Origin of the sequence: Streptococcus sp. FDAARGOS_192 (assembly GCF_002073815.2) — a bacterium.
GTDB lineage: Bacteria > Bacillota > Bacilli > Lactobacillales > Streptococcaceae > Streptococcus > Streptococcus salivarius_H.
Genome location: NZ_CP020431.2, coordinates 77,357 through 101,463, shown reverse-complemented (window position 1 = coordinate 101,463; position 24,107 = coordinate 77,357). Strand labels below are relative to the sequence as shown.

24 protein-coding genes and 1 tRNA gene are annotated in these 24,107 nt (G+C 39.9%); 1 reads left to right on the top strand and 24 read right to left on the bottom strand.

Going from position 1 to position 24,107, the window contains the following annotated elements; genetic code table 11:
• Positions 1–43 precede the first annotated feature (43 nt).
• Positions 44–1,120, bottom strand: coding sequence for an SH3 domain-containing protein (locus A6J31_RS01545; protein WP_037599645.1), 1,077 nt, complete (start codon positions 1,118–1,120; stop codon positions 44–46).
• Between the two features lie 224 nt (positions 1,121–1,344).
• Here A6J31_RS01545 and A6J31_RS01540 point away from each other — a divergent pair, with 224 nt between their 5' ends.
• A complete protein-coding gene (locus tag A6J31_RS01540; protein WP_105291386.1) occupies positions 1,345–1,854 on the top strand; it encodes a YgjV family protein in 510 nt (169 codons plus the stop codon).
• 17 nt (positions 1,855–1,871) lie between these two features.
• Here A6J31_RS01540 and A6J31_RS01535 read toward each other — a convergent pair whose 3' ends face one another.
• From A6J31_RS01535 to A6J31_RS01425, 23 genes are all read right to left on the bottom strand, one after another.
• Positions 1,872–2,693 carry a Cof-type HAD-IIB family hydrolase gene (locus A6J31_RS01535; protein ID WP_080610315.1) on the bottom strand — a complete coding sequence of 274 codons (822 nt, stop codon included), beginning with the start codon at positions 2,691–2,693 and terminating at the stop codon, positions 1,872–1,874.
• A gap of 17 nt (positions 2,694–2,710) precedes the next feature.
• The gene (locus A6J31_RS01530) at positions 2,711–3,367 is read right to left on the bottom strand and encodes a glucosaminidase domain-containing protein (RefSeq protein ID WP_080610314.1); all 657 of its coding nucleotides are present in this window, start codon (positions 3,365–3,367) and stop codon (positions 2,711–2,713) included.
• A 90-nt stretch (positions 3,368–3,457) separates the two neighbouring features.
• Complete coding sequence (locus tag A6J31_RS01525) at positions 3,458–3,799, bottom strand: P-II family nitrogen regulator (protein ID WP_080610313.1); 342 nt, start codon at positions 3,797–3,799, stop codon at positions 3,458–3,460.
• Between the two features lie 10 nt (positions 3,800–3,809).
• Positions 3,810–5,045 (bottom strand): ammonium transporter, encoded by a 1,236-nt coding sequence (locus A6J31_RS01520; protein ID WP_080610312.1) that lies wholly within the window; start codon positions 5,043–5,045, stop codon positions 3,810–3,812.
• A 136-nt stretch (positions 5,046–5,181) separates the two neighbouring features.
• Complete coding sequence (rsmI, locus tag A6J31_RS01515) at positions 5,182–6,048, bottom strand: 16S rRNA (cytidine(1402)-2'-O)-methyltransferase (RefSeq protein ID WP_049545796.1); 867 nt, start codon at positions 6,046–6,048, stop codon at positions 5,182–5,184.
• Positions 6,049–6,050: 2 nt separating this feature from the next.
• Positions 6,051–6,371, bottom strand: a complete 321-nt coding sequence (gene yabA, locus A6J31_RS01510) for a DNA replication initiation control protein YabA (RefSeq protein ID WP_002887582.1) — start codon at positions 6,369–6,371, stop codon at positions 6,051–6,053.
• On the bottom strand, positions 6,358–7,164 hold the full coding sequence (gene ricT / locus A6J31_RS01505) for a regulatory iron-sulfur-containing complex subunit RicT (RefSeq protein WP_049545797.1): 807 nt from the start codon (positions 7,162–7,164) through the stop codon (positions 6,358–6,360). Before ricT ends, yabA begins: the two co-directional genes overlap by 14 nt.
• Complete coding sequence (locus A6J31_RS01500; protein ID WP_080610311.1) at positions 7,161–8,036, bottom strand: DNA polymerase III subunit delta'; 876 nt, start codon at positions 8,034–8,036, stop codon at positions 7,161–7,163. Before A6J31_RS01500 ends, ricT begins: the two co-directional genes overlap by 4 nt.
• Before the next feature lie 8 nt (positions 8,037–8,044).
• A complete protein-coding gene (tmk, locus tag A6J31_RS01495) occupies positions 8,045–8,674 on the bottom strand; it encodes a dTMP kinase (RefSeq protein WP_070576472.1) in 630 nt (209 codons plus the stop codon).
• A 122-nt stretch (positions 8,675–8,796) separates the two neighbouring features.
• Positions 8,797–8,869 (bottom strand) — tRNA-Thr (locus tag A6J31_RS01490).
• A gap of 93 nt (positions 8,870–8,962) precedes the next feature.
• A complete protein-coding gene (tkt, locus tag A6J31_RS01485) occupies positions 8,963–10,948 on the bottom strand; it encodes a transketolase (RefSeq protein ID WP_080610310.1) in 1,986 nt (661 codons plus the stop codon).
• A gap of 265 nt (positions 10,949–11,213) precedes the next feature.
• Positions 11,214–11,972, bottom strand: a complete 759-nt coding sequence (gene tpiA / locus A6J31_RS01480) for a triose-phosphate isomerase (protein ID WP_002885895.1) — start codon at positions 11,970–11,972, stop codon at positions 11,214–11,216.
• 254 nt (positions 11,973–12,226) lie between these two features.
• Entirely contained in the window at positions 12,227–13,423 is a 1,197-nt protein-coding gene (tuf, locus tag A6J31_RS01475; RefSeq protein ID WP_002886182.1) for an elongation factor Tu, read from the bottom strand.
• A 237-nt stretch (positions 13,424–13,660) separates the two neighbouring features.
• Positions 13,661–14,941 carry a cell division peptidoglycan polymerase FtsW gene (gene ftsW / locus A6J31_RS01470; RefSeq protein WP_037620423.1) on the bottom strand — a complete coding sequence of 427 codons (1,281 nt, stop codon included), beginning with the start codon at positions 14,939–14,941 and terminating at the stop codon, positions 13,661–13,663.
• A 260-nt stretch (positions 14,942–15,201) separates the two neighbouring features.
• Entirely contained in the window at positions 15,202–15,618 is a 417-nt protein-coding gene (locus tag A6J31_RS01465; RefSeq protein WP_002890211.1) for a F0F1 ATP synthase subunit epsilon, read from the bottom strand.
• Positions 15,619–15,630: 12 nt separating this feature from the next.
• The gene (gene atpD / locus A6J31_RS01460; RefSeq protein ID WP_002885994.1) at positions 15,631–17,037 is read right to left on the bottom strand and encodes a F0F1 ATP synthase subunit beta; all 1,407 of its coding nucleotides are present in this window, start codon (positions 17,035–17,037) and stop codon (positions 15,631–15,633) included.
• A gap of 77 nt (positions 17,038–17,114) precedes the next feature.
• Positions 17,115–17,993, bottom strand: coding sequence for a F0F1 ATP synthase subunit gamma (locus A6J31_RS01455; RefSeq protein ID WP_002886026.1), 879 nt, complete (start codon positions 17,991–17,993; stop codon positions 17,115–17,117).
• A gap of 18 nt (positions 17,994–18,011) precedes the next feature.
• Entirely contained in the window at positions 18,012–19,517 is a 1,506-nt protein-coding gene (gene atpA / locus A6J31_RS01450; protein WP_002885972.1) for a F0F1 ATP synthase subunit alpha, read from the bottom strand.
• A gap of 15 nt (positions 19,518–19,532) precedes the next feature.
• The gene (locus tag A6J31_RS01445) at positions 19,533–20,069 is read right to left on the bottom strand and encodes a F0F1 ATP synthase subunit delta (RefSeq protein WP_080610309.1); all 537 of its coding nucleotides are present in this window, start codon (positions 20,067–20,069) and stop codon (positions 19,533–19,535) included.
• The gene (atpF, locus tag A6J31_RS01440; protein ID WP_014634008.1) at positions 20,069–20,566 is read right to left on the bottom strand and encodes a F0F1 ATP synthase subunit B; all 498 of its coding nucleotides are present in this window, start codon (positions 20,564–20,566) and stop codon (positions 20,069–20,071) included. Before atpF ends, A6J31_RS01445 begins: the two co-directional genes overlap by 1 nt.
• Positions 20,567–20,586: 20 nt before the next feature.
• On the bottom strand, positions 20,587–21,294 hold the full coding sequence (gene atpB / locus A6J31_RS01435) for a F0F1 ATP synthase subunit A (RefSeq protein WP_080610308.1): 708 nt from the start codon (positions 21,292–21,294) through the stop codon (positions 20,587–20,589).
• A 32-nt stretch (positions 21,295–21,326) separates the two neighbouring features.
• Positions 21,327–21,524: a F0F1 ATP synthase subunit C gene (locus A6J31_RS01430; protein WP_002890193.1), complete on the bottom strand. Its 198-nt coding sequence runs from the start codon at positions 21,522–21,524 to the stop codon at positions 21,327–21,329.
• Positions 21,525–22,283: 759 nt separating this feature from the next.
• Positions 22,284–24,020 carry an ATP-dependent nuclease gene (locus A6J31_RS01425; protein ID WP_080610307.1) on the bottom strand — a complete coding sequence of 579 codons (1,737 nt, stop codon included), beginning with the start codon at positions 24,018–24,020 and terminating at the stop codon, positions 22,284–22,286.
• Positions 24,021–24,107: the final 87 nt, after the last annotated feature.

Below are 24,107 nucleotides of genomic sequence, written 5' to 3'. Positions count from 1 at the left end.
ATAGAAAGATCAGAAGAAATTCTGACCTTTCTAGATATCTTATTTAATCCACTTGAACATAACGGCGAACACCACTATAGCTGATGTAAGAAATCCAACTATGACCGTCTTGAGTAACCTTCATATCAAAGTTAATCTTATCGCCTGCTTCTAAGTAAAATTCAACTGGAGCTGTATCACTAGGAGTATTTTTGACAACTGTGCGTTTGGTAAGCGTGTAACTGCCAGATTCTGCTATACCACCATCAATTGGAAGTTGATTGTCAGTAACTGTCACATCTTTAGGTAGCGTCACATTGTCTGATTCTTTAAAGTAGACCTTTGTTCCACCAGTACTGGTTACTTGAATGGTATCTTGTTCATAGCTAGGACCAGAAATAGCTGCCTTTTTAGAAACAAAACTAATATCGCCAACAATACCAGAGGTGTCACCCCTATCTCTTGAAAGAGTGGCATCATACTTACCTGAGCCTTCTTGATAATTATCTTTCGGGTGCACATAATTGTGAACTGTCGCTTGACCTTGGGCAGTGATATCTCCTACTAGACTAGTGTTATTAAAGACCAGACGACTGCCATCACTGGACTTCCAAGTACCAGCAATACTATCAAACTGACCACGCGCTACAGCACTCACATCCATATCCACGGTGGTTACTTGCGTATCCGTTTTAGATTGAGCTTGGCTGCTAGATTGGCTACTTGAAGCTTGGCTATCACTTGAGCTCTTTGGCACTTGAGATTGACTGGCTGAAGATTGGCTCTCGTTTGATGATTTAGGTGCTTGGGACTGGCTACTTGAGGGAACTGATGAACTCTTTGAAGATGATGACTGAGCCTGACTACTACTCGAACTTGGGACAGAAGCCTTTTGACTACTTTGCGTGCTTGAAGACTCCGTCTTTGAACCCGAAGATTCCTTGACCTTAGCACTAGATTTGCTAGTCTTACCGCTATCTTTACTGGATGTTTTAGCCTTACTTGATGAGGTCACCTGGCTGCTCTTAGGCGTCTTATCTGCTGAACTCGATTCCTTATGGCTGGAACAGGCTGTCAACAAAACCACTGAGGAAAGGGTAACCATGGAAAGCACGATTGCTTGGGAAAATTTGTTTTTCATAATTATTTCCTCATTTCTAGTCTATCGTAAAAAGTAAAGAAAGGACCTATGTTACAAGGCAACATAGGGTTCTCTCTACTATTAAGGGAACAATCTTTTCTACACTTTTATTATATCATTTTCTAATGTAAACGCCAACATATTAGGGCTGTAAATTCTAAAAATGAGATGAAAATCTCTTGAATCCTTGTGATATAATGGAGACAAAAATTGAAAGTTATACCATGACAATCTATCTTCTAGCACAAGTATTCTCAGCCATCGGAGCTCTCTGTGTCGCCATATCCTCTTTTGCAAAATCAAAACATAAAATGCTGGTCTGGCAAATTACCGACTATATTTTTACTGCTATTGCCAACCTACTTCTAGGGGGCTATACGGGTGCTTTAACCATTAGTATTTCCATCATTCGTAATAGCTTGATGGTCAAAAAGAAGATGACCAAAACTATCTTGACCACCCTCATCATTATTCAAATCATCGTCGGAACCTATCTCAATCAACTGGGGATTATTGGTTATTTACCTATAATTTCCTCCGTCTCCTATAGCCTAGCGATTGCTACCACACCAAACCTTCAGTGGCTTCGCTGGGTCATTATTGAAAATATGTTACTCTGGCTCATTTACGATTTGACCATTCAGGCTTACCCAGCTGCCATCACTGACGTCACTATCACACTAACCACACTCATCGCCATTATTAAAAATCGAAAAACCTTTAGCAAACAATAAAGCTAAAGGTCTTTTTCTTATAGAGCCCAGGTACGAATGGCGTGTGCCACACCTGCCTCGTCATTTGTCAAGGTCACATACTTACACAAATCTTTAATGTCGTCACTAGCATTACCCATGGCAACACTTTGACCGACGAATTGAAGCATTTCAAGGTCATTAGCAGCATCGCCTAGAGCCATGATTTGATCTGGGTTAATGTCAAGCTTTTCTGCTAAATGTTTAAGCCCGCTAGCCTTTGTTGCCCCTTGTGGCATGATTTCAAAGATATAGTCTTGACTACGAACTGTACTATAGCTCTGACTAAGTCCATCTTGCACTGCGTTTTGGAAGGCGTCCAAAGGTTCAGAATCAGCCATATACATGGCTTGGAAAATCACTTGACCTTCCGCAAAGATTTCTTCCAAACTCCTAGCTTTCGCTTCTGTGAAGACAGTGCCAGCATCATAAGCGACTAACTCAGGCACCTCATCGCCCACAACATAGTAAGTCTTTTCTCCAGTCAAGGTTAGAGCCACCTCTGGAAAGTCTTCGCAAGCCTGCAAGAGTTCTTCCATCTCAGTGCGAGATAAACTTTCATATTGCAGCAAGGTCCAATTTTTTGTCTCATAAGTTGAACAACCATTGTTCATGATAATATACTCTTCTTCACTCAGTCCTAATTTCTCAAAATGAGGAAGAATGCCTGAACGTGGGCGTCCTGTACAAAGGACAATTTTGATACCTTCCGCAGCCGCCTCTTGAATAGCCTTGATATTCTCTTCAGGAATCTCTTTTTGGCTATTTAAGAGCGTCCCGTCCATGTCAATTGCAATGAGTTTCACTTGATTCTGATTCATTTTACTCTCCTTCGACCCTAATAAGTGTCATAAATGGTTAACTGGTATTGTTCAATGATGCTATTTAATTTTTCTCCATAGGTTGTATCCGTAGCGTAGACCCCTGTTAGGGCAGCTGTCGCATCCTTATAATTCTTAGTCTTGGAACGGTGTACCCCTACATAGTAGCTACCCTCAAGGAAGTCTACGTAGTCCTGTAAAGAATTTTCCACAGAGCCATAAGAACGAAAAGCTGCATCAATATAGTAAGGATTGCCCTTACCATCATCCTCCCAGGTTGGTAGGGTTACACTTTGACCATTGTAGTCCCCCTTAATTCCAAAGAAGTTATAGGACGGCTTCTGACTCAAAGTAGATTGTCCAGAGTCAGATTCCAAGATGGCCTGAGCAATCATGACAGATGCATAAAGATCGTTTCTAGCCGCCAAATAGCGGGACGTCTCGCCAATCTCGGCAATAAAAGCAACCGTCGTCTCATCCGTAGATGTCATGTTCTTTTCCATGGTCAACCTTGGAAAATTTAAACTAGAAAGGAGTCCCAATAAGGCAAATAGGCCAATAAAAATCAGACTCCACTTCTGGAAAAATTTAGGAAAGAGCAAGAAAGACTTCTTTTTCTTTTTAGTTTTCTTAGGTCTAGCTTTCGACTTGCTTTTCTTTTTTCCTTTTGCCAATTGGTCACCCCCTCAATCATACTAACTTCTCTAAGTATATCAAAATTCACTAAAAAAGACCCAAACCAACCGGTTTAAGCCTTCATTATATTAAATGGCGTCTCCACCACGTTCACCAGTACGAATACGGATAACATCATCAATAGGAACAATAAAAATCTTCCCATCACCAACTTCTCCTGTCGCTACGGCGCTACAAATAGCATCAACAACTTCGTCAACTGCCATATCTTTGACTACAATTTCAACCTTAACCTTAGCTAATAAGGTAGGAACAATGCGCTGTCCACGAACAAACTCTGCAAAGCCACGTTGATTACCATAACCTAGTACTTGACTCACAGTCATTCCCTTGGCCAAGCCACTACCAGTCAAGGCATTTTTCAAATCTTCTAATTTATCTGAACGAATAATTGCTTCTACTTTTTTCATCTGAATTCTCCTACGAATCTAAGCCCATAAAGGTTGGATAGGCTGTTTCCTTGTGTTCACAGTCATCAAGACCAATAGCTTCATCACGGTCACTAACACGTAAAGGCATATAATGAGCAATTACTTTAATAATACCATAGGTCACAAGAGCAGACCAAATAGCTGTAAAAATAATAGCCAAAAATGTCACAATAAACAGATGCGCCTTTCCATAAATCAAGCCAATATTGGCCTTATCTAGGGCTAAATCTGGTGTCGTAAAAATCGCAGTGGCAAAACCACCAAAGATACCTCCAACACCATGGCAACCAAAAGCGTCCAAAGCATCATCATAGGCAAAACGTTTCTTCAAGACTGAAATAGCATAGAAACAAATCGGACTAACCATAAGACCAATTAGAATAGCACTCCAAATTGAAACAAAACCAGCTCCAGGTGTGATTGCAACTAGACCTGCTACCAAACCGGTTGAACCACCAACCAAGGATGGATGTCCTGTGACATGTTTTTCAATTGCCAACCATGAAAACATGGCTGCAGCAGCTGACACATGAGTGGTTACTAGCGCGTGAACTGCCAAACCATTGGCAGCCAAGGCTGATCCTGCATTAAAGCCAAACCAACCAAACCATAAGAGACCCGCTCCCAATAGGACAAAAGGAACATTATGAGGACGGTGTTCTAAAATGCCAAAATCACGCCGTTTACCAACAACGATTGCCAAAACTAGGGCTGATACACCTGAGGTAATATGAACCACATCACCACCTGCAAAGTCAATCGTCCCCCATTTTGCAAGGAGCCCTTCATCCCAAACCATATGTGCAAATGGATAATAGACAAAAAGTAACCAAAAGACAACAAAAATGGCTAAAGGTGTAAAGCGCATCCGTCCTACCACTGAACCCGTCAATATCGCCACACAGATAATCGAAAACATCATCTGAAAAGCGGCAAACAGCATATCAGAAATGGTTAAACCACGGCTTGAGGCCGTTTCAGACACACCATTTAAAAAAAGGTGACTGAAATTACCGAAGAAATTCCCATGACCGCCAAAAGAAAGCGAGTAGCCAGCAACAATCCACAAGAGAGAAGCTATAGCTAAGGGAAGAACAGACATCATCATGGTATTGATAACATTCTTACGACGTCCAAGCCCACCATAGAAGAAGGCCAAGGCTGGTGTCATCAAACAAACCATGGCAGAACAAATCAATATAAAGGCACTGCTACCTGTATCCATGAAACCACTCCAATTCTCAAATTATTTTATGTCAGATAATATAACACAAAAACATGAGATAAACAAGCGTATCTACGGAATTTTTTGATAATTCTTTCTTTTCTGACATCTTATGTCGCCACAAAAAAAGAGTCTCTTAAACCCCATGGAAAAGGTTATAAAGCTCTTGTCTGTTTATTTTTCGCTCTTTAGCAACGGTTTTTATAGCCTGATTAGGTTTCATACCAGAAGCAATTAAAGCTTCAACAGCCTCCACTGGCGTAACATCTGATGTTAGATTTTCTTCCCTATCATTTTCAGAAGCTCCAGCCACAATCAGTAAACATTCTCCCTTGAGAGGATTACTAGCAATATAATCTAAAATTTCTGAAATTGACCCTCGCTGGTACTCTTCATAAAGCTTGGTTAATTCTCGAACTAGCGTTACTTGACGGTTGCCATAGACCTCATACATATTTTCGAGGGTATCCGCCACACGGTAAGGTGACTCGTAAAAAATCTGTGTCTCAGGATAAGATACTTTTTCCTTGAAGAAATCAATCTGCTGTCCCTTTTTACGAGGCAGGAAGCCATAAAAAATATGAGGTTGGGGTGCTAAACCACTAGCAATCAAGGCTGTAATACCAGCTGATGCTCCCGGTAAGGCCACCACAGGAATATCCTCAGCAATGGCGGCTTTGACCAAATCATGCCCAGGATCCGAAATGGAAGGCATACCCGCATCAGAAACCTGAGCCAAAGAAAGACCTGACTTCAAACGCTCCAGTAAATCTGGAATTTTCTCATAGGCATTGTGCTCATGAAAAGAATACTGCTTGGTTTCAATCTCAAAATGCTTGAGTAAGAGACCCGTATTGCGCGTGTCCTCCGCACAAATAAGATCCACCTCTTTCAGGATTTGCACACTACGAAAAGTCATATCCTGCAAATTCCCAATAGGAGTGGGAACCAGATAGAGGGTACCGTAGCTAGATTGCCCCTTAAAACTCTTTTGAACCTGCATATTTAGTCTCCGTACAACAATTCTGCACAGAAGCCACAAGCTTCATTATTATCACGACGTTGGCCATAAAAATCTGGACAAATATGGAACCCATCATCGTAAATAGCCTCGAGGTTCACCTTACCATGAGACATTTTAGTCCCTGTCTCCTCCTGAACCACTTGACTCAAGTGCTCACGTAACTTGTCGTTTTCCAACTTGAGGGCCGTATTTTCATCCAGAATCCCTGAGAAGTTCGCCTTAATTGCTTCCACTTCTGCCAACATAGACATCAAATTTTGTGATAATTCCTCGAATTTATCATACAATTCACGCTTTTCCATTTAGCTGAACTTCCTCCACTCCATAAGTTAGGGGCGCACGCCCTTTTTCAAATACAACCTTAATGGTCCCTGCAATCACATCAATGGCAACGACCTGACCCGTGCCATCCTTGGTTTCAATTTCATCACCCAAATCAGGATAACTAGCCTTGCTATCTCGGTAAAAGTCATCTTCATAACTGAGACAACACATAAGTCGACCACAGACCCCATTCATCTTACCAGAATTCAAAGATAAACTCTGATTTTTAGCCATCTTAATCGATACTGGTGGGAATTCACCCAAAAAACTAGAACAACAAAGTGCCCGTCCACAAGGTCCTAAGCCGCCATAGATTTTTGATTCCTCACGACTTGAAATTTGACGCAACTCAATACGTGTCTTAAAGTAAGAAGCCAGATCTTTGAGTAACTGACGAAAATCGACTCTTTTTTCAGCTACAAAACTGATTAACACATAAGAGTTATTTAGCGGAAAGACAATATCAACCACCTTCATATCTAGCTGATTTTGAGCAATTAATTCAGCCACTACTCCCATACTCTTTTCAGCCTTCAAAAGATTTTCCTCATATCTAGCAAAATCTTTCTCTCCTGCCAATCCTTCAACCCGATTCAAATCCGCAGGCAAACTAAGCTCAGGAAAATCAGTGTTTTCCATGACAACCTGGGCTAGGCGCGTATCTTTTTTCTCCAAAACGACTACAAAGTCATCTTTGGCGTAATTTTTATCAGGAACAACGTATTCTACTGCTCCAGTTTCTTCAAATTTTATTCCAATGACTTCTGTCATGATAATACCATATACTCCATTACATTTTGAAAGCTGACATTAGCTAGCCACATTTTTCGTGCCTCATAAACTAAGTCTAGCCATCGCCTTGCTTGTGGATTTTGTATATCCTTCCCCAATTGATAAGTTAAAAAAGCCCAGACCATCTCTTGTTCCGACTTTTCACTACACTGGACAGCCAGTTTTGCAACGTCCAAATAAAGCAGATCTTGATTAGATAGCAGGGACTGTGTGAAACGCTCTACTGTAGTAATCAGATCAAGAATCTTATTATCTTTAGCTAAGTCTAAAGCCTGAACATCATCTTTAGCAAAGTCCGCCAACACTTTGGCTTGTGTCAGCAACAAACCCTCCTTCTGCAACAACTCTTCCAGATAAGCCCGATTCTTTGGAAAATAAAAGAGTTGAGCTCGGCTTTTAATCGTCGGTAACATACGACTATCATCAGCTGTCAAAAGAAAAATATAAATCTGACTTTGAGGCTCTTCAATAAACTTTAATAGACTATTAGCAGCATTGACGTGCATCTTATCTGCATCCCGAATGATAAAAACCTGAGCCTGCCCCTCAAAACTCGATTGACTAAACTCTCTAGTCAACTGACGAATCGTGTCCGTCTTAATAATCTGTCCTTGTGGCTCTACTAATTTAACATCAGAAAAGTCCCCCTGTGCAATCAAGCGACAGGGACGACAGTGGCCACAAGGTAGACCATCCTCAGGAGTCAGACAAAACCGACTCTGTGCTAGCCAAATAGCCATGTCGAGACTTCCAAAATCACCCGAAAACAAATAAGCATGACTCAAACGATTTTCTCTGATAATTTGTGAAAACTCTTCAAATAGTTTGCTTTGACTTTCAGCTAACTTCATCTTGCTCCTTATAAATAGTCTTTAATTACATTCCAAGCTTGCTCTACAACATCCTCAAAATCCTGTGAAGCATCGATTAGCTTGATACGTTCTGGTTCAGCCTGTGCTAAATCTAAATAACCTTGACGTACACGCTGATGTAGGTCAAGTTTCTCTAAATCCAACCGATTGACTTCACGTTCGCTGCTAGCTGCAATGCGGGCCAAACCAGTCTCAGAATCCACATCAAACAATAGGGTCACATCAGGTTTATACCCATCAGTCGCATAGGCATTTAACCAGGCAATCTCATCCTGATCCAAGCCACGACCAGTACCTTGATAGGCAACTGATGAATCAATAAAGCGATCCATGATGACCATATTGCCCTTTTCAAGCTCTGGCAAAACCTTCTCAACCAGATGTTGACGGCGAGCAGCAATATAGAGCAAGAGCTCTGTCTTAGCATCCATAGCCGTATTATCTACATCCAGAATAACCTCACGGATTTGCTCTGCAATAGCTACTCCTCCTGGTTCACGTGTCGTCACAACCTGAGCTGGATAAACCTCTCTTAAACGTGGTAAAAGAGCCTCCAAAACTGTAGTCTTTCCAGCACCATCTGGCCCTTCGATTGAGATTAATAACCCTTTTGACATGATACTTCCTTTATTTTTTTTCATCTTCTATTTTATCAAATTTTAGCTTAAAAGAACAATCAAGGACAAAAGAAAACAGAGGTTTCTAAAAAACCCTGTTTCTATCTGAATACCTCTGACCATGCCGATTGCAGGTTTCGAACCTGTGACCTACGCGTTACGAGTGCGTTGCTCTACCAACTGAGCTAAATCGGCTGACACAGTCATTCTAACACTATGCCCTAAAAAGTCAAGTTCTGTATAACATTTACAAAAAAAGAACTTGGACTAACCAAGCTCTTTCTTTTCTTACAATGATTTGTAAAGTTGACTGGCATTTTCAACAGTGAAACCATATTCTTTAAAGATACGGTCACCAGGTGCTGAGGCGCCCCAAGTATCAATAGTAAGTGTTTTACCTGCAAGACCAACGTATTTGCCCCAACCAAAGCTAGTTCCAGCTTCGATAGCCAAACGTTTTGTCACAGCTGCTGGAAGAACTTCTTCTTTATATGCAGCATCTTGTTCATCAAAGAGATTTTGTGATGGCATTGAAACAACACGGACATGCACGCCTTCAGCTTCAAGAGCTGCTTGAGTATCAAGAGCCAATTTCACTTCAGAACCAGTCGCAATGATGATACCATCAAGATCACCTTTAGCTTCTGAGATGATGTAAGCCCCTTTATTAACACCAGCTTCAGCATTTTCAGCTGTACCGTCAAGGACTGGCAAGTTTTGACGTGTCAAAACTAGCATTGTTGGACGTTCAGTCTCAGCCAAGGCACGTTTCCACGCAGCATTAGTTTCATTACCATCTGCAGGACGGATAACGTTAAGATTAGGCATTGAACGCACACTTGCCAATTGTTCGATTGGTTCGTGAGTAGGTCCATCTTCACCAACTGCTACTGAGTCGTGTGTCATAACATAAGTTACTGGCAAGTTTTGAAGAGCTGCCATACGTACTGCTGGAAGCAAGTAGTTTGAGAAGACGAAGAAAGTACCACCATAAACACGAGTACCACCATGAAGAGCAATACCATTCATAGCTGCTGCCATAGCAAACTCACGTACACCAAACCAAATATTACGTCCAGCATAGTTATCTGCTTGGAAATCAGACTCAGCCTTAACCATAGTATTGTTAGAAGCTGAAAGGTCTGCTGAACCTCCCCAGAATGAAGGAACTTGTTCAGAAATCTGTTGGATAGCTTGTTGGCTTGACACACGGCTAGCTACTGCTGAACCCAATTCATGAGCATTCAAGTCAACGTGTACAGGTTCATTTGCAAAGGCAGCCTTGTATTCCGCAGCCAATTCTGGATAAGCAGCTTCATATTCTGCAAATTTAGTTTGCCAAGCATTTTCAGCAGCTTCACCACGGAATTTAATACCAACTTCGAAACGACGTGCGACTTCATCTGGAACTGTAAATGCTGGTGCATCGTAACCATAAACACCTTTTGCATGATCAATGCCGTCTTGACCAATTGGAGCACCGTGGACAGCTGATGTTCCTTGTCCTTCAGCTCCGTAACCAATGATTGTTTTAACTTCGATAATAGATGGTTTATCTGTCTCAGCTTTAGCTTCTTCGATAGCTTTAGCAATAGCTTCCAAATCATTACCATCTTTAACAAGAATGTGTTGCCAACCATAAGCTTCAAACTTAGCCTTAACATCTTCTGTGAAAGCCATTGAAGTTGGTCCATCAAGTGAGATATCATTTGAATCGTAAAGAAGTACCAACTTACCAAGTTTAAGGTGACCAGCAAGACTAGCAGCTTCTTGAGAAACACCTTCCATCAAACAACCATCGCCATGGAGGGCATAAGTATAATGGTCAACAATATCAAAACCAGGTTTGTTAAATTTAGCTGCCAAGTGCGCTTCAGCCATTGCCATACCTACAGCATTAGCAATCCCTTGACCAAGAGGTCCTGAAGTCGCTTCAACACCATCTGTATGGTTAACTTCAGGGTGACCTGGAGTCTTAGATCCCCATTGACGGAAGTTCTTCAAGTCGTCCATTGTCACGTCGTAGCCAGAAAGGTGCAAGAGACTATAAAGCAAGGCAGAACCATGACCTGCAGAAAGAACAAAACGGTCTCGGTTTGTCCAGTTGCGGCTAGTCTTTGGATTAACATTCATCACATGGTTCCAAAGCACATAAGCCATCGGCGCTGCACCCATAGGAAGACCTGGGTGCCCAGAATTCGCGGCTTGAATTGCCTCGATCGAAAGCGAACGAATAGTGCTGACCGCCATTTGGTCAATTGCATCAAAAGTCATGATTCTAACTCTCCTTTTTTGGAAAAAAATGCGGAGCATACAGACTATTAGCATCTGAGCTCTAGTTATACTACTTTCATTATAGCATATTATCTGTCTCTTTGGGCAATCCAATTCTATTTGTCAAACCCTAAACCTATAAAATAGAGCACCTAAAGCGTTCGTATTTACAAACCTGCACCATTTGTCTTATCCCAAGCAATTATTTATAAAGCTATTCATCAAAAAACAAAAAAGCCGAGGAAAACCTCGACTTTATCTAAAATTATTTAACGAAGTCAAGCAATGCCAAGAAGCTTTCAGCTTCAAGTGAAGCACCACCAACAAGAGCTCCGTCAACGTCTGGACAAGCCATGTATTCAGCAACGTTTTCAGGTTTAACTGATCCACCGTATTGAACACGTACTTTGTCAGCAACTTCTTGACCAAAGTCAGCAGCTACAACGTCACGAACAACTTTACACATTTTTTGTGCGTCGTCTTGTGAAGCTGATTTACCAGTACCGATAGCCCAGATTGGTTCGTATGCGATAACTGTTGAAGCTACTTGTTCAGCAGTCAATCCAGCAAGAGCAGCTGAAACTTGAGCACCTACGAATTCTGCTGCTTTACCAGCTTCGTAAGTTTCAAGTGATTCACCACAACAGATGATTGGAAGCATACCGTTAGCAAAGATTGCTTTTGCTTTTTTGTTGATGTCTTCATCAGTTTCGTGGAAGTAGTCACGACGTTCTGAGTGACCGATAACAACGTAGTCAGTACCGATTTCTTTCAAAACTTGTGGGCTAGTTTCACCAGTGAAGGCACCAGCATTTTCAAAGTAAGTGTTTTGTGCAGCAACTTTAAGGTCTGAACCTTTAGCAGCAGCAAGTACAGCTGTCAAGTCAACTGCAGGAGCTGCGATACCAGCTTCAACAAGATCTGATGAAGGAAGTTTTGATGCTACAGCTTCAACGAATGCTTTTGCTTCTTCTGGATTTTTGTTCATTTTCCAGTTACCAGCGATAAATGGTTTACGTGACATTTCACATACCTCTTCTTTTATTTATTTACTCGTTTATTTTATCACAAATCCCTTACTATTACTAGGATTTTAGGAAAATTCCGAAAACTCAACCTCCTTTATGTCTATTTATCACAATCAAAACTTAAATTAAGCATCTAAAACACCTCAAAAATATAATATTACGAGTATTTTCAAACACCAAAAAGAGCCGAGTAAACTCGACTCTCTCAATTATTGTCTGACGAATAATTGTATTGGGAACTTAATATTAATTAAGCTTCGATTTCAGATACGATACCTGAACCAACAGTACGTCCACCTTCACGGATAGAGAATGTTGTACCTTGTTCAACGGCGATTGGGTGGATCAACTCAACGTCGATAGTCACGTTATCACCAGGCATAACCATTTCAGTACCTGCAGGAAGTTCGATTGAACCTGTTACGTCAGTTGTACGGAAGTAGAACTGTGGACGGTAGTTGTTGAAGAATGGAGTGTGACGTCCACCTTCTTCTTTAGAAAGGATGTAAACTTCACCTTTGAATTTAGTGTGTGGGTTGATTGAACCAGGTGCAGCCAATACTTGACCACGTTCGATTTCATCACGTTGGATACCACGAAGAAGAACACCGACGTTATCTCCGGCAATACCTTCGTCAAGTTGTTTACGGAACATTTCAACACCAGTAACAACTGCTTTTTGGATATCTTCTTTAAGACCAACGATTTCAACTTCGTCATTAACACGAACAACACCACGGTCGATACGTCCTGAAGCAACAGTACCACGACCAGTGATTGAGAATACGTCTTCGACTGGAAGCAACAATGGTTTGTCAGTGTCACGTTCTGGTTCTGGAATGTATTCGTCAACAGTGTTCATCAAGTCCATGATGATATCTTCGTATTTAGAATCACCTTCAAGAGCTTTAAGAGCTGAACCTTGGATAACTGGAATGTCATCACCTGGGAAATCGTATTCTGAAAGAAGGTCACGGATTTCCATTTCAACCAATTCAAGCAATTCTTCATCGTCAACCAAGTCAACTTTGTTCATGAAGACGATAAGGTGTTTAACACCAACCTGACGTGAAAGAAGGATGTGCTCACGAGTTTGTGGCATTGGTCCGTCAGTAGATGCTACTACAAGGATCGCACCGTCCATTTGAGCGGCACCAGTGATCATGTTTTTAACGTAGTCCGCGTGTCCTGGCGCATCGATGTGAGCGTAGTGACGTTTTTCAGTTTCGTACTCAACGTGTGCAGTGTTGATTGTGATACCGCGTTCACGTTCTTCTGGAGCAGCGTCGATTGAAGCGTAGTCTTTTGGTGTGTTAACTGCGCTAGGAAGACGACGAGCCAATACAGTTGTGATAGCAGCTGTCAAAGTAGTTTTACCGTGGTCAACGTGTCCGATTGTACCAATGTTAACGTGTGGTTTACTACGATCGTATTTTTCTTTTGCCATTTAGGAAAAGCCTCCAATAAAATATATTTTATAGATAGACAGTAGGCAATACAGTCTAACTTTACTCTACTATTCTATCAAAATGTCATAGAATTGCAAGTATTTTATATAGTTTTCAATTTTTCTTTAGAGTAATCACAAATATTTCTTTCAGTATTTCTATTTCTACTACTTCTACAAGCTTTTAGTATTACCTTTACTAATGCAAAACGCTATCAAGTAAAAAAAGAAGCCGAATTAACGACTTCTTCTTAAAGGTACAATTTTTTCATCTTGACTTTCTAATTCTTGAGTCTGAGACAATTCTTCCTCAATAGCTTGAACAATATTATCACGCTTTTCATTAGCAGCGATGTTCAAGACAAAGGCTATCCCAACTGAAGTTACCAAAAGCGAGTTACCACCTTGTGAAAGGAAGGGGAAGGTAACCCCTGTTGATGGAATCAGTCCTGAGATTCCTCCGATATTAACAAAGACCTGCATAAGCATGAGAGCCCCTACACCAAGCGCCATCATAGAGTTAAATGGATTTCTGGCCTTAACTCCCACAATCATAATACGAAGAATGAGGAAAAAGAGGAGAGCCAAAATCAAGCCAGCTCCGATAAGACCTAATTCTTCAATAACAATCGAAAACACAAAGTCTGTTGTAGCTTCTGGAAGATAGCCAGTTTTCTCAATCGAATTTCCAAGCCCAAGACCAAACCACCCCCCATTACTCATAGCATAGTAAGAATGAGATAGCTGTAGACCTGATCCTGTCAAATCTTTAAAAGGATTAAAATAAGCCGCGAAACGCTTGGCAACATAACCGAAGATAGGTACCTTAGCCATGGTTTGTACCCCTACCAAGGCAATTAAACCTAGGAAGGCAGATGAAACTCCTACAATACCGGCAAATAAGGCCGTGAACCAGCGATATCCGACACCAGAAATTGAAAACATAACTACCGTAGTCAATACAATAATGGCCGCATTACCCAAGTCAGGTTGGATAGCAACCAAACCAATCATAACGAGCAAATAAACACGCCAGTCATTCAGCTCCTTACCATTCCTTGGAATCCATCTATTCTTCGTCAAGGCTTGGTAGTCATAACGTTCTATAGCAGACTGTTTTTTTGAAAAAGTGTGTGCCAAGAACCAGACAACAATGATCTTAAGGTACTCTGCTGGTTGGAAAGACAAGGGACCAAGCACAATCCAACCATTGGCACCATTGATTTCCCTGGTGAAAAATTTGGCAATGACCAAAAGTAAAATCTCAAAGGCAATAACAACACCCAAAAGCTTATCTTTCCTGAGAAAGTTCAACTTCAGTCGATAGATGAAAAAAATAGAGAACAAGGATACCAACCAAAAGGCTCCTTGGTTTATAACAGATGCAAAGGGATTGGCTCCCAAGGCTACTAAACGAGCACTTGTTGTTGAATACACTACTATTAAACCAACCACGGATAAGATTAAATAAGGTATCAAGATGGTGTAATCTAAAAGATGCTTCTTTTCAATTTTCATATCTTTAAAAAACTCATACTTTCTATTACGTTACTCTACATTCTTTCTAAAAATATAAAGCTAACAGCTTATATTATAACACTTTGATACCTTAAACTAAAGTAAAAGCTAAATTAACCGTTTTCAAGACTGGAAATCTATTTTTTTAACTTACCTTCAGATAGGTTTTACAATGAGCTTTCTTTGAAAACCTTGCTACTTCTTATGTTTTCTTTTAAGACAAACAAAAAACAAGACCTAAGTCTCGTTTTTTGTTTATCTTATTTTGTACCGACACTGATACGATTAAGTGCTCGACGGAGAGCAACCTGAGCACGTTGAACTTCATCAATACGGTCAGATTTAGTTGCTTCTTCCAAGTCACGTTCGGCACGTTGCTTGGCACGTTCGGCACGAGAAACGTCAATGTCGCGTTCACGTTCTGCTGAATCGGCAACGATAGTAATAAAATCATCTTTAACTTCGATGATACCACCGTTTACGGCAATCCAATCGACGTGACTCTCGTCATCCACACGACGAACCTTGAGTTCATCCACTTCAAGTGGCGCAATCAAGTTAATATGGCCTGGCAAGATACCAATTTGACCATCTTTAGTAACCGCGTGGATAAAGCTGGCATGGTGGTCATATTTGAGACCATCCGGAGTTACCACTTGTACGGTCATTTGTGCCATATCTTCACCTCATTAGTAGCCCATAGCTTTAGCTTTAGCTACTACATCCTCAATTGGACCTACGCTACGGAAGGCATCTTCTGGAAGATTGTCATATTTACCTTCAAGGATTTCCTTAAAGCTACGAACGGTTTCAGCAACTGGAACATAAGAACCTGGTTGACCTGTAAACTGTTCAGCAACGTTGAAGTTTTGTGACAAGAAGAATTGGATACGACGAGCACGTCCAACCAATGTTTTTTCTTCGTCTGACAATTCATCCATACCAAGGATAGCGATAATATCTTGCAATTCACGGTAACGTTGAAGCACACGTTGAACCTCAGTCGCAACAGCATAGTGTTCTTCACCAACAATTTCAGGTGAAAGGGCACGTGAGCTTGATGCCAATGGGTCAACGGCTGGGTAGATACCCATTTGTGTCAACTTACGTTCAAGGTTGGTTGTTGAATCCAAGTGAGCAAATGCTGTAGCTGGCGCTGGGTCAGTATAGTCATCGGCTGGAACGTAGATAGCTTGGATTGATGTAACAGAACCTTTTTTAGTTGATGTGATACGTTCTTGCAATTGACCCATTTCAGTAGCAAGTGTAGGTTGGTAACCAACGGCTGATGGCATACGACCAAGAAGGGCAGAAACCTCAGAACCTGCTTGAGTGAAACGGAAGATGTTATCGATGAAGAGAAGCACGTCTTGACCTTCGACATCACGGAAGTATTCCGCGATTGTCAAACCAGTAAGGGCAACACGCATACGTGCTCCAGGTGGTTCATTCATTTGACCGAAGACCATGGCTGTTTTCTCGATAACGCCAGATTCTTTCATTTCCCAGTAAAGGTCATTACCTTCACGTGTACGTTCACCAACACCTGTAAACACGGAAATACCACCGTGCTCTTGGGCAATGTTGTGAATCAACTCTTGAATAAGAACGGTTTTACCAACACCGGCACCACCGAAGAGTCCGACTTTACCACCCTTAAGGTAAGGGGCTAGCAAGTCAATAACTTTAATCCCTGTTTCAAGGATTTCAGTAGATGTTGACAATTCATCGAAAGTTGGTGCTTTTTTGTGAATTGGTTCACGCTCTGCATCGTCTGCAAAAGGTGCTTCCAAGTCAATGGTATCACCAAGAACGTTAAAGACACGTCCAAGGGTATCTTTACCAACAGGAACGCTGATTGGACGACCAGTGTCCAGAACTTCTAGTCCACGAGTCAATCCATCAGTAGATTCCATGGCAATGGTACGAACCACACCTTCTCCAAGTTCAAGAGCTACTTCGAGCACGATACGTTTAGACTTTTGTTCATCAGTATAAACGACCAATGCATTGTTAATCTCAGGAAGTTTATCACCAGCTGCAAACGCTACGTCTACAACAGGACCAACAACCTGAGCAATTTTGCCTGAGCTCATTGTTTTCTCCTTATGATAGTTTTCTGGATGACAATCATCCTTTTTTTCATGTGTGTCTAATTAAGACAAATCTCTAGCTATTCAAGTGCACTTGCACCACCAACGATTTCAGTAATTTCCTGAGTGATGGCAGCTTGACGCGCACGGTTATATTGGATTGTCAAATCGTTAATCACATTCTTAGCATTATCAGTGGCTGTCTGCATTGCAGTCATACCAGCTGCGTGCTCAGCTGTTTTGGCATCTACGATAGCACCGTAGATAAGACTCTCAGCATATTGTGGCAAGAGTTGATCCAAAATAGTGTCACGATCTGGTTCCAATTCAAACTTGGTCAACACATGACCTTCTGATTCATTGGGATCCAAATCAGCGATAGGAAGCATTTGTTCCACGCGAACTTCGCTAGACAAACTATTAACATGGTGGTTGTAGCACACATAGAGTTCATCAAAAAGTTCATTTTGATACATTCCTACAGCTTTAGAAATGATTTTTCCGACTTGTTCAAAACTAGGTTGATCTTCAAGGCCACGAAGTTCAAAAGCAACATTCATGTTACGAGCCTTGAAGAAATCTGAACCTGTTCCACCAATAGAAATGATAGCATATTCATCTTCAGAATCATGGTCACGTTTAATCATGTCTAACACAGCTTTAAGAATTGTTGAGTTATAACCCCCAACTAGTCCCTTATCTGAAGTAATGACAATGTAACCTGTCTTACGAACTGGGCGTGCGTCCAACATTGGATTTGACGAACCATTAATCAATTCTGAATGTAGAAGATCTGTTGTGATCTGTCTAATTTTTGAGGCATAGATTTGGAAATCTTTAGCAGCTTGCTCAGAACGTGTCAATTTTGAGGCAGAAACCATTTGCATGGCTCCTGTGATTTGACTCGTTTTCTTTGTTGAAGCAATTTTTGCTTGGATTTCTCTTAGAGAGCCTGCCATATGCTGTCCTCCCTATTTCTATTTGTATTCTGACTGATCTTTGAAAGCTTGGATAGCTTCATTAAGTACAGATTCCTCAGGAAGATCCTTAGTTGTACGAATAGTTTCAAAGATATCCTCATGGTGACTATCAAAGTAGTCATAGAGTGCTTCTTCAAAGTCCAAGATTTGATCAACCGGAACACTATCCAAGAAACCGTGTGTCAAAGCGTATAGGATAACAACTTGTTTCTCAACTGGAAGTGGTTTATGAAGCGGTTGTTTCAAAACTTCGATTGTACGACGACCACGGTTCAATTTCGCTTGAGTCGCAGCATCCAAATCTGAACCAAATTGCGTAAAGGCTTCAAGTTCACGATATGAAGCCAAGTCAAGACGAAGTGTACCAGCAACCTTCTTCATCGCTTTAATTTGCGCTGATCCACCTACACGTGATACGGAAGAACCCGCATCAATGGCTGGACGAATACCTGAGTTAAACAAGTTTTCTTGCAAGAAGATTTGTCCATCTGTGATTGAGATAACGTTTGTTGCGATATAAGCTGAGATATCTCCGGCTTGCGTTTGGATGATTGGCAAGGCAGTAATTGAACCACCACCAAGATCATCTGAAACTTTAGCTGAACGTTCCAAAAGACGTGAGTGGAGATAGAAGACATCCCCTGGGTAGGCTTCACGACCTGGTGGACGACGGAGAAGCAATGAAAGTTCACGGTAGGCCACGGCTTGTTTAGACAAATCATCATAAACAATCAAGACGTGTTTTCCGTTATACATGAACTCTTCAGCCATTGCAACACCAGCGTAAGGTGCGATGTAAAGCAATGGTGATGGTTGTGATGCTGAGGCAGTCACAACGATTGTGTAATCAAGAGCACCATGTTTACGGAGAGTTTCTACTTGTGTACGAACTGTTGATTCTTTTTGACCAATAGCCACATAAATACAGATCATATCTTGTCCTTTTTGGTTCAAGATAGCATCAATGGCTACTGAAGTTTTACCAGTTTGGCGGTCTCCGATGACCAACTCACGTTGACCACGTCCAATTGGAACCAAGGCATCAATGGCCTTAAGACCAGTTTGCAATGGCTCAGAAACTGATTTACGTTGCATAACACCTGGAGCAGGTGTTTCAACTGGACGGAAACCTGTTGTTTCGATGTCACCAAGACCATCAACTGGTTGCCCAAGTGGGTTTACTACACGACCAATAAGGGCTTCACCAACTGGAACTTCCATGATTTTTCCAGTACGTTTAACAATATCGCCTTCACGAATTGCTACGAAATCCCCCAAGATAATGATACCGACATCATTAGTTTCAAGGTTTTGGGCCATACCATAGGCACCATTTTCAAATTCGAGCAACTCACCACTCATAGCGTTATCAAGACCACGAGCACGTGCGATACCGTCACCGATATAGGTAACGACACCAGTTTCAGTGACGTCAAAGTTTGGCTGGAAGTTTTCAATTTGCTTTTTAATTAAAGCGCTAATTTCTTGTGCGTTAATTGCCAAAAGTCACACCACTTTCTATTTCAAATTCGTTTTAAAGGTTTGCAATTGACTGCGAATTGACGTGTCAACAACCTTATTTTTTGCTTTGATGACGAATCCTCCGATGAGGTCCTCATCAATTTTTTCTACTAAACGACGTGTCTTAATCTCAAATTTTTGTGAAACAATCGCCAAAAGTCGGGCTTTTTGTTCCTCAGACAAGGGACTTGCTGATGTCACTGTAACATCGTAAGTATTGTCTTCTTGTTCAAAGAGCTCAAGGACCAATTTCAACACATCATAGAGAATGTTGGCACGGTCATTGAGTAAGATTACCTCAAGAAAATTGTTCATATACACTGAACAAGACTCTTGAAACAAGCTCAAACTTTCTTTTTTAGCTTCACTTGTCACATTTTCCTGCGACAAGAAGGTTTTTAGATTTGTTTCAGCAAAAACTGTTAGGATTTGCCTTACTTCTTCTTGGATTGTTGACACGGCGTCTTGTTCAAAAGCGACTTCTACCAGGCTTCTGGCATACTGCTCAACAAGAGCTTGTGTTTTCTTATCCATTAAGCATCTCCTAATTGATCAAGATAGCTATCAATCAAGTCAGATTGCGCTTTAGCATCAAGGTTTTGTTTCATAACTTTTTCCGCCAAGAGGACAGTCAAGTCTGCAACTTCACCTTTAACGCCAGCAAGTGCTTCCACACGGCTTTGGGCGATGTCTTGATTTGCTTTTTCTTTCAAGCGTTTAGCTTCATCATGTGCTTCTGCAATGATTTTTGATTCTTGAGTTTTACCAGTTTCCTTGGCCCCATCAATAATTTGAGCTGCCTCAGTGCGAGCACCTGCCAACTCATCTTGACGTTTTTGTGCCAAGCTTTCTGCTTCTTGACGAGCATTTTCAGCACTATCAATATCTGTGGCAATTTTCTTTTCACGAGCAGCAAAGATTCCTGTAATTTGATCCCATGCGAATTTACGGATGAGGTAATACAAGAGAAAAACTGAGCCGAGTGTGATAATGATATTACCAAGTGTCGTACTATTAATAAGTATTGACATTTCATTTCTCCCTTTCTTAATTATTCTTCGTTGACTTTATCACCAATATAGTTTGAACTTAGGATAATAAAGACATAGGCTTGGATAAAGCCGATAAAGGCTGAAAAGGCAACCCAGACAAGGTTCAAAGCAAAGGATACAGGTGCTGCAAAAGCAGACCAGGTCACCAATTGAAGAATCAAGCCAGTAAGTACCTCACCAGAATAAATGTTACCAAACAAACGCAAGGCCAATGAAGCAAGGTTGGTTAATTGTTCCAAAATGTTCATTGGGAGCATAGCTGGGTATGGTGAAAGGTAGCCCTTTAGATAGCCTTTAAACCCTTTTTTACGGATCCCCTCAATATGACTAATGAGGGTAATAATCAAAGAAAGAGTGATAGTAACACCGAAGTTCGATGTTGGAGAAGTCCAAAAATTGTAATGCTCACTTTTTATAGACACAAGCAAACCTAAGTTGTTTGCTGTAAAAACAAAGGTGAAAATTACAAACAAGAGCAAACTATAATTCTTCGTGAATTTCCCAAGACTTTGAGAAATGGTACTGTTCACAAACTCATAGATGAACTCAAGCACATTTTGTTTTCCCTTTGGTTTAATGGTCATCTTACGACTTGACCAAAAAACCACTCCAAAAACGATAATTACTGTCAAGAGAGACATGGCAAGGACAGTCAAGTCAAAATCAATCCCAAATAATGAGACGGTTGGATTACTTGTAGTTTCCACTGCTCATCCCTCCTTCATCTTTTATTTGTCTATTAGACAATGTAGCTAAGGGCAAACAATACGAAGAAGGTACCTTCGATAAAGGCAACACCAGTAAACATCAATGTTTGAAGTTTGCTAAACATCTCAGGTTGGCGAGCTGCAGCTTTAGCGATATTGGCAACGAGGATACCCTCACCAACAGATACACCCATAACGGCCAAACCGAGGGCTAAGATAGTTAGATTCATAGTAGAATTCTCCTTTTTAATTATTTTTACCCTGCTATTTTAGTCCTATTTTCCACGAAAGTCAATGAATTGACGGTTTTTTAGACGTTTTCACTGACTTTGCCTAACGTTTTCATTTTACTTACACAGGCGTTTACTTTTAATGAAAAACTTTCTGCTTATTTCATAAAAACAAGCCTAACCTTGTGAGATTAGACTTGTTTGGGAGATTTATGAAAAAAGAAAGATACACTGTCTGACTTAAAACCAGAACATGTGAGCGCTACCGAACGACGTTCAGTAATACTTATTAGGATGACTATAGTATAGCTTTGGTTGCTTAAAGAAAACTGAAGGGGATTTTATATTTTCAACGAAAATCAAACGAGGATTGCGCTCTACATTCATACAAAGTATCTAAAGGGAATTTTTTCTACAATCTTCGAAAACTTTATGATAATCGTGACACTAAAAACCTAAAATATCTCAAAATCATAGCCTTATAAAGCCAACTAACTATTCTAGACACCTGAGAAACAAGCAATACTTTTATCCTCCTCAAATTGACATAAATTTATAGAATCTATCATCCGGTACTATGCTTACTGAAATATCTATTTCTTCCAATACGATTAAATAGTAATTTGAAAATAGAAATTAATAAAAAGATGAGTAAGTTAGTTTTTTAATAGTAATAAACTTCTTCCACTATACTTGAAAACTAAGGAGTACCAGAGTTCAATTGTTAATTATAATAAATTCAATTGTGAAAACCATAATCTATTCTCTAAGCCATTCAATCATTTCAATAATTTCTTTATCAAAATCTTCTTTTTGAGCGTTTTTTATTATATCATCAATCGAGCAGGACCTTTTAAACTCACTCTGGAACCAAGCTCTTATCATTGTTAAGGCTTTCTTTCCACCAATAATAGATAACTTTTCTTCTAAAGTATTCCATGATTTATCACGTATTTTTCTTGCTTCAGAATTAGCCTTAACAATGTCCCACTTACTATTTAATTCTTTTAGTTTTGTTGACAATGAATCTGCCACTTCATCTTTGAAGTTTTCATCAATTTTTTTATCCAAATATTGATAAAAAATTATTTCATTTTCCATCCCTGAGATGGCAAATAAAACTTTTGGAATAAGAAAGTAATTTTCAATTTCTTTCTTATTCCAGAATTTTAAATTTAAGTCAGCATCTTTTGCTTCAAATATCTTTTTATCTAACCAAGTTTGCGGGAAATAATCTCTATCTAAAATACATTTTACTTGTATACTACCTTTAGTTTCACCCGCAAATAGTTTTGATAACCCAAAAGCTTGTGGTAGATTACTTGCTCCTTTTAATTCCACGAATGGAAGTGTTAGTAGTGAATCGTTATTTTCTGGGTAACATTTTTCATAAATTTTATTTAAGATTTTTAAATCACTTGAATTCTCGACAAAAATGCATTTTTTAGAATTCGCAATCCTTAACAATGTAATGTTTTGCGAACTGCCTAAGTCCTCCAATGTATTTTGTACAGAAATGATGTCTGAAGAGAATTTCATGGTTTGTTTAGATTTATCAATCATTAGTACATTTTCGGGATTAACCTCTGATAAAATTTCTACTGAATGTGAAGCAATAATTACCTGCTTAAATCTATTCTTTACAATTTTTACTAAACTCCTCTGTAGGTCTGGATGCATATAAACATCAGGTTCATCTAGTATCACAGTCTCTGACTCTGCAGATTTGCAAATAAACCAAATAATCTGAAGCCACATTTGAAGACCACTCCCCATATAGCCTATCTCCGAAGTAAATCTATCTGCTTCTATCATTAATTGGATTGGAGGAGTGCTATCCCCTATAAATCCTCTCGACGGTGCAATCAATTCTTTTACTTTCAACCCTTGCCAAGTTTGCTCTGCTAACTGACAAAATTCTTCGTAAACTGTTATATCCTTTGTTTTCTCATCTAATATCTCATTTCTAAAATGCCTACTAGACAAATAAGTATCTCGACCATTAACAATTGTACTTCCAGCTAACTGTCTTTCTTCTTCTTTAATTAATCCAATTTGAGGTAATATCTCAACTCTTGAAAAGCTACTTACTAGAAATTTATTTGCGCTTTTTATATTTCTTCCCGATTTATCATAATAACAAGCATAAGCAACATCATCTGAAATATAAATTTCAATCTTATTTTTATCATTAAAATATCCTATTATTTTTGAAATAATATCTTCTTTGTAAAAATGAGACACTGTACGTAGATCAATTTTTAAAGAATCTAAATTAAGTTTCTTCGACTTCTTGTTTCTCTGCTGAAAAATAGGAGGTAAATCTTTATAATTATGTTTTTTACCACTTTTTATTGCTAATGCAATCAATCTCAACCCCTCTATCATAGTAGATTTACCAGCATTATTTTTCCCCACAGCAATTGTAATTTCTCTTAAAGGAATTGTTGCATCTTCAAAACATTTATAATTTATAAATTGAATTTTTTCTAACATTAAAACTCACTCCTAAAGATGGCTTAATTAACATCTGATTATATAAAATTTAACTAAAAAAACCATTTAGTATACATTGCAAGTCAA

What these genes read in the sequence shown, in the direction of transcription:
- A6J31_RS01545 (WP_037599645.1), bottom strand. Translation starts at nt 1,120, where the DNA reads ATGAAAAACAAATTTTCCCAAGCAATCGTGCTTTCCATGGTTACCCTT.
- A6J31_RS01540 (WP_105291386.1), top strand. Translation starts at nt 1,345, where the DNA reads ATGACAATCTATCTTCTAGCACAAGTATTCTCAGCCATCGGAGCTCTC.
- A6J31_RS01535 (WP_080610315.1), bottom strand. Translation starts at nt 2,693, where the DNA reads ATGAATCAGAATCAAGTGAAACTCATTGCAATTGACATGGACGGGACG.
- A6J31_RS01525 (WP_080610313.1), bottom strand. Translation starts at nt 3,799, where the DNA reads ATGAAAAAAGTAGAAGCAATTATTCGTTCAGATAAATTAGAAGATTTG.
- A6J31_RS01520 (WP_080610312.1), bottom strand. Translation starts at nt 5,045, where the DNA reads ATGGATACAGGTAGCAGTGCCTTTATATTGATTTGTTCTGCCATGGTT.
- rsmI (WP_049545796.1), bottom strand. Translation starts at nt 6,048, where the DNA reads ATGCAGGTTCAAAAGAGTTTTAAGGGGCAATCTAGCTACGGTACCCTC.
- yabA (WP_002887582.1), bottom strand. Translation starts at nt 6,371, where the DNA reads ATGGAAAAGCGTGAATTGTATGATAAATTCGAGGAATTATCACAAAAT.
- ricT (WP_049545797.1), bottom strand. Translation starts at nt 7,164, where the DNA reads ATGACAGAAGTCATTGGAATAAAATTTGAAGAAACTGGAGCAGTAGAA.
- A6J31_RS01500 (WP_080610311.1), bottom strand. Translation starts at nt 8,036, where the DNA reads ATGAAGTTAGCTGAAAGTCAAAGCAAACTATTTGAAGAGTTTTCACAA.
- tmk (WP_070576472.1), bottom strand. Translation starts at nt 8,674, where the DNA reads ATGTCAAAAGGGTTATTAATCTCAATCGAAGGGCCAGATGGTGCTGGA.
- tkt (WP_080610310.1), bottom strand. Translation starts at nt 10,948, where the DNA reads ATGACTTTTGATGCAATTGACCAAATGGCGGTCAGCACTATTCGTTCG.
- tpiA (WP_002885895.1), bottom strand. Translation starts at nt 11,972, where the DNA reads ATGTCACGTAAACCATTTATCGCTGGTAACTGGAAAATGAACAAAAAT.
- tuf (WP_002886182.1), bottom strand. Translation starts at nt 13,423, where the DNA reads ATGGCAAAAGAAAAATACGATCGTAGTAAACCACACGTTAACATTGGT.
- ftsW (WP_037620423.1), bottom strand. Translation starts at nt 14,941, where the DNA reads ATGAAAATTGAAAAGAAGCATCTTTTAGATTACACCATCTTGATACCT.
- A6J31_RS01465 (WP_002890211.1), bottom strand. Translation starts at nt 15,618, where the DNA reads ATGGCACAAATGACCGTACAAGTGGTAACTCCGGATGGTCTCAAATAT.
- atpD (WP_002885994.1), bottom strand. Translation starts at nt 17,037, where the DNA reads ATGAGCTCAGGCAAAATTGCTCAGGTTGTTGGTCCTGTTGTAGACGTA.
- A6J31_RS01455 (WP_002886026.1), bottom strand. Translation starts at nt 17,993, where the DNA reads ATGGCAGGCTCTCTAAGAGAAATCCAAGCAAAAATTGCTTCAACAAAG.
- A6J31_RS01445 (WP_080610309.1), bottom strand. Translation starts at nt 20,069, where the DNA reads ATGGATAAGAAAACACAAGCTCTTGTTGAGCAGTATGCCAGAAGCCTG.
- atpF (WP_014634008.1), bottom strand. Translation starts at nt 20,566, where the DNA reads ATGTCAATACTTATTAATAGTACGACACTTGGTAATATCATTATCACA.
- A6J31_RS01430 (WP_002890193.1), bottom strand. Translation starts at nt 21,524, where the DNA reads ATGAATCTAACTATCTTAGCCCTCGGTTTGGCCGTTATGGGTGTATCT.
- A6J31_RS01425 (WP_080610307.1), bottom strand. Translation starts at nt 24,020, where the DNA reads ATGTTAGAAAAAATTCAATTTATAAATTATAAATGTTTTGAAGATGCA.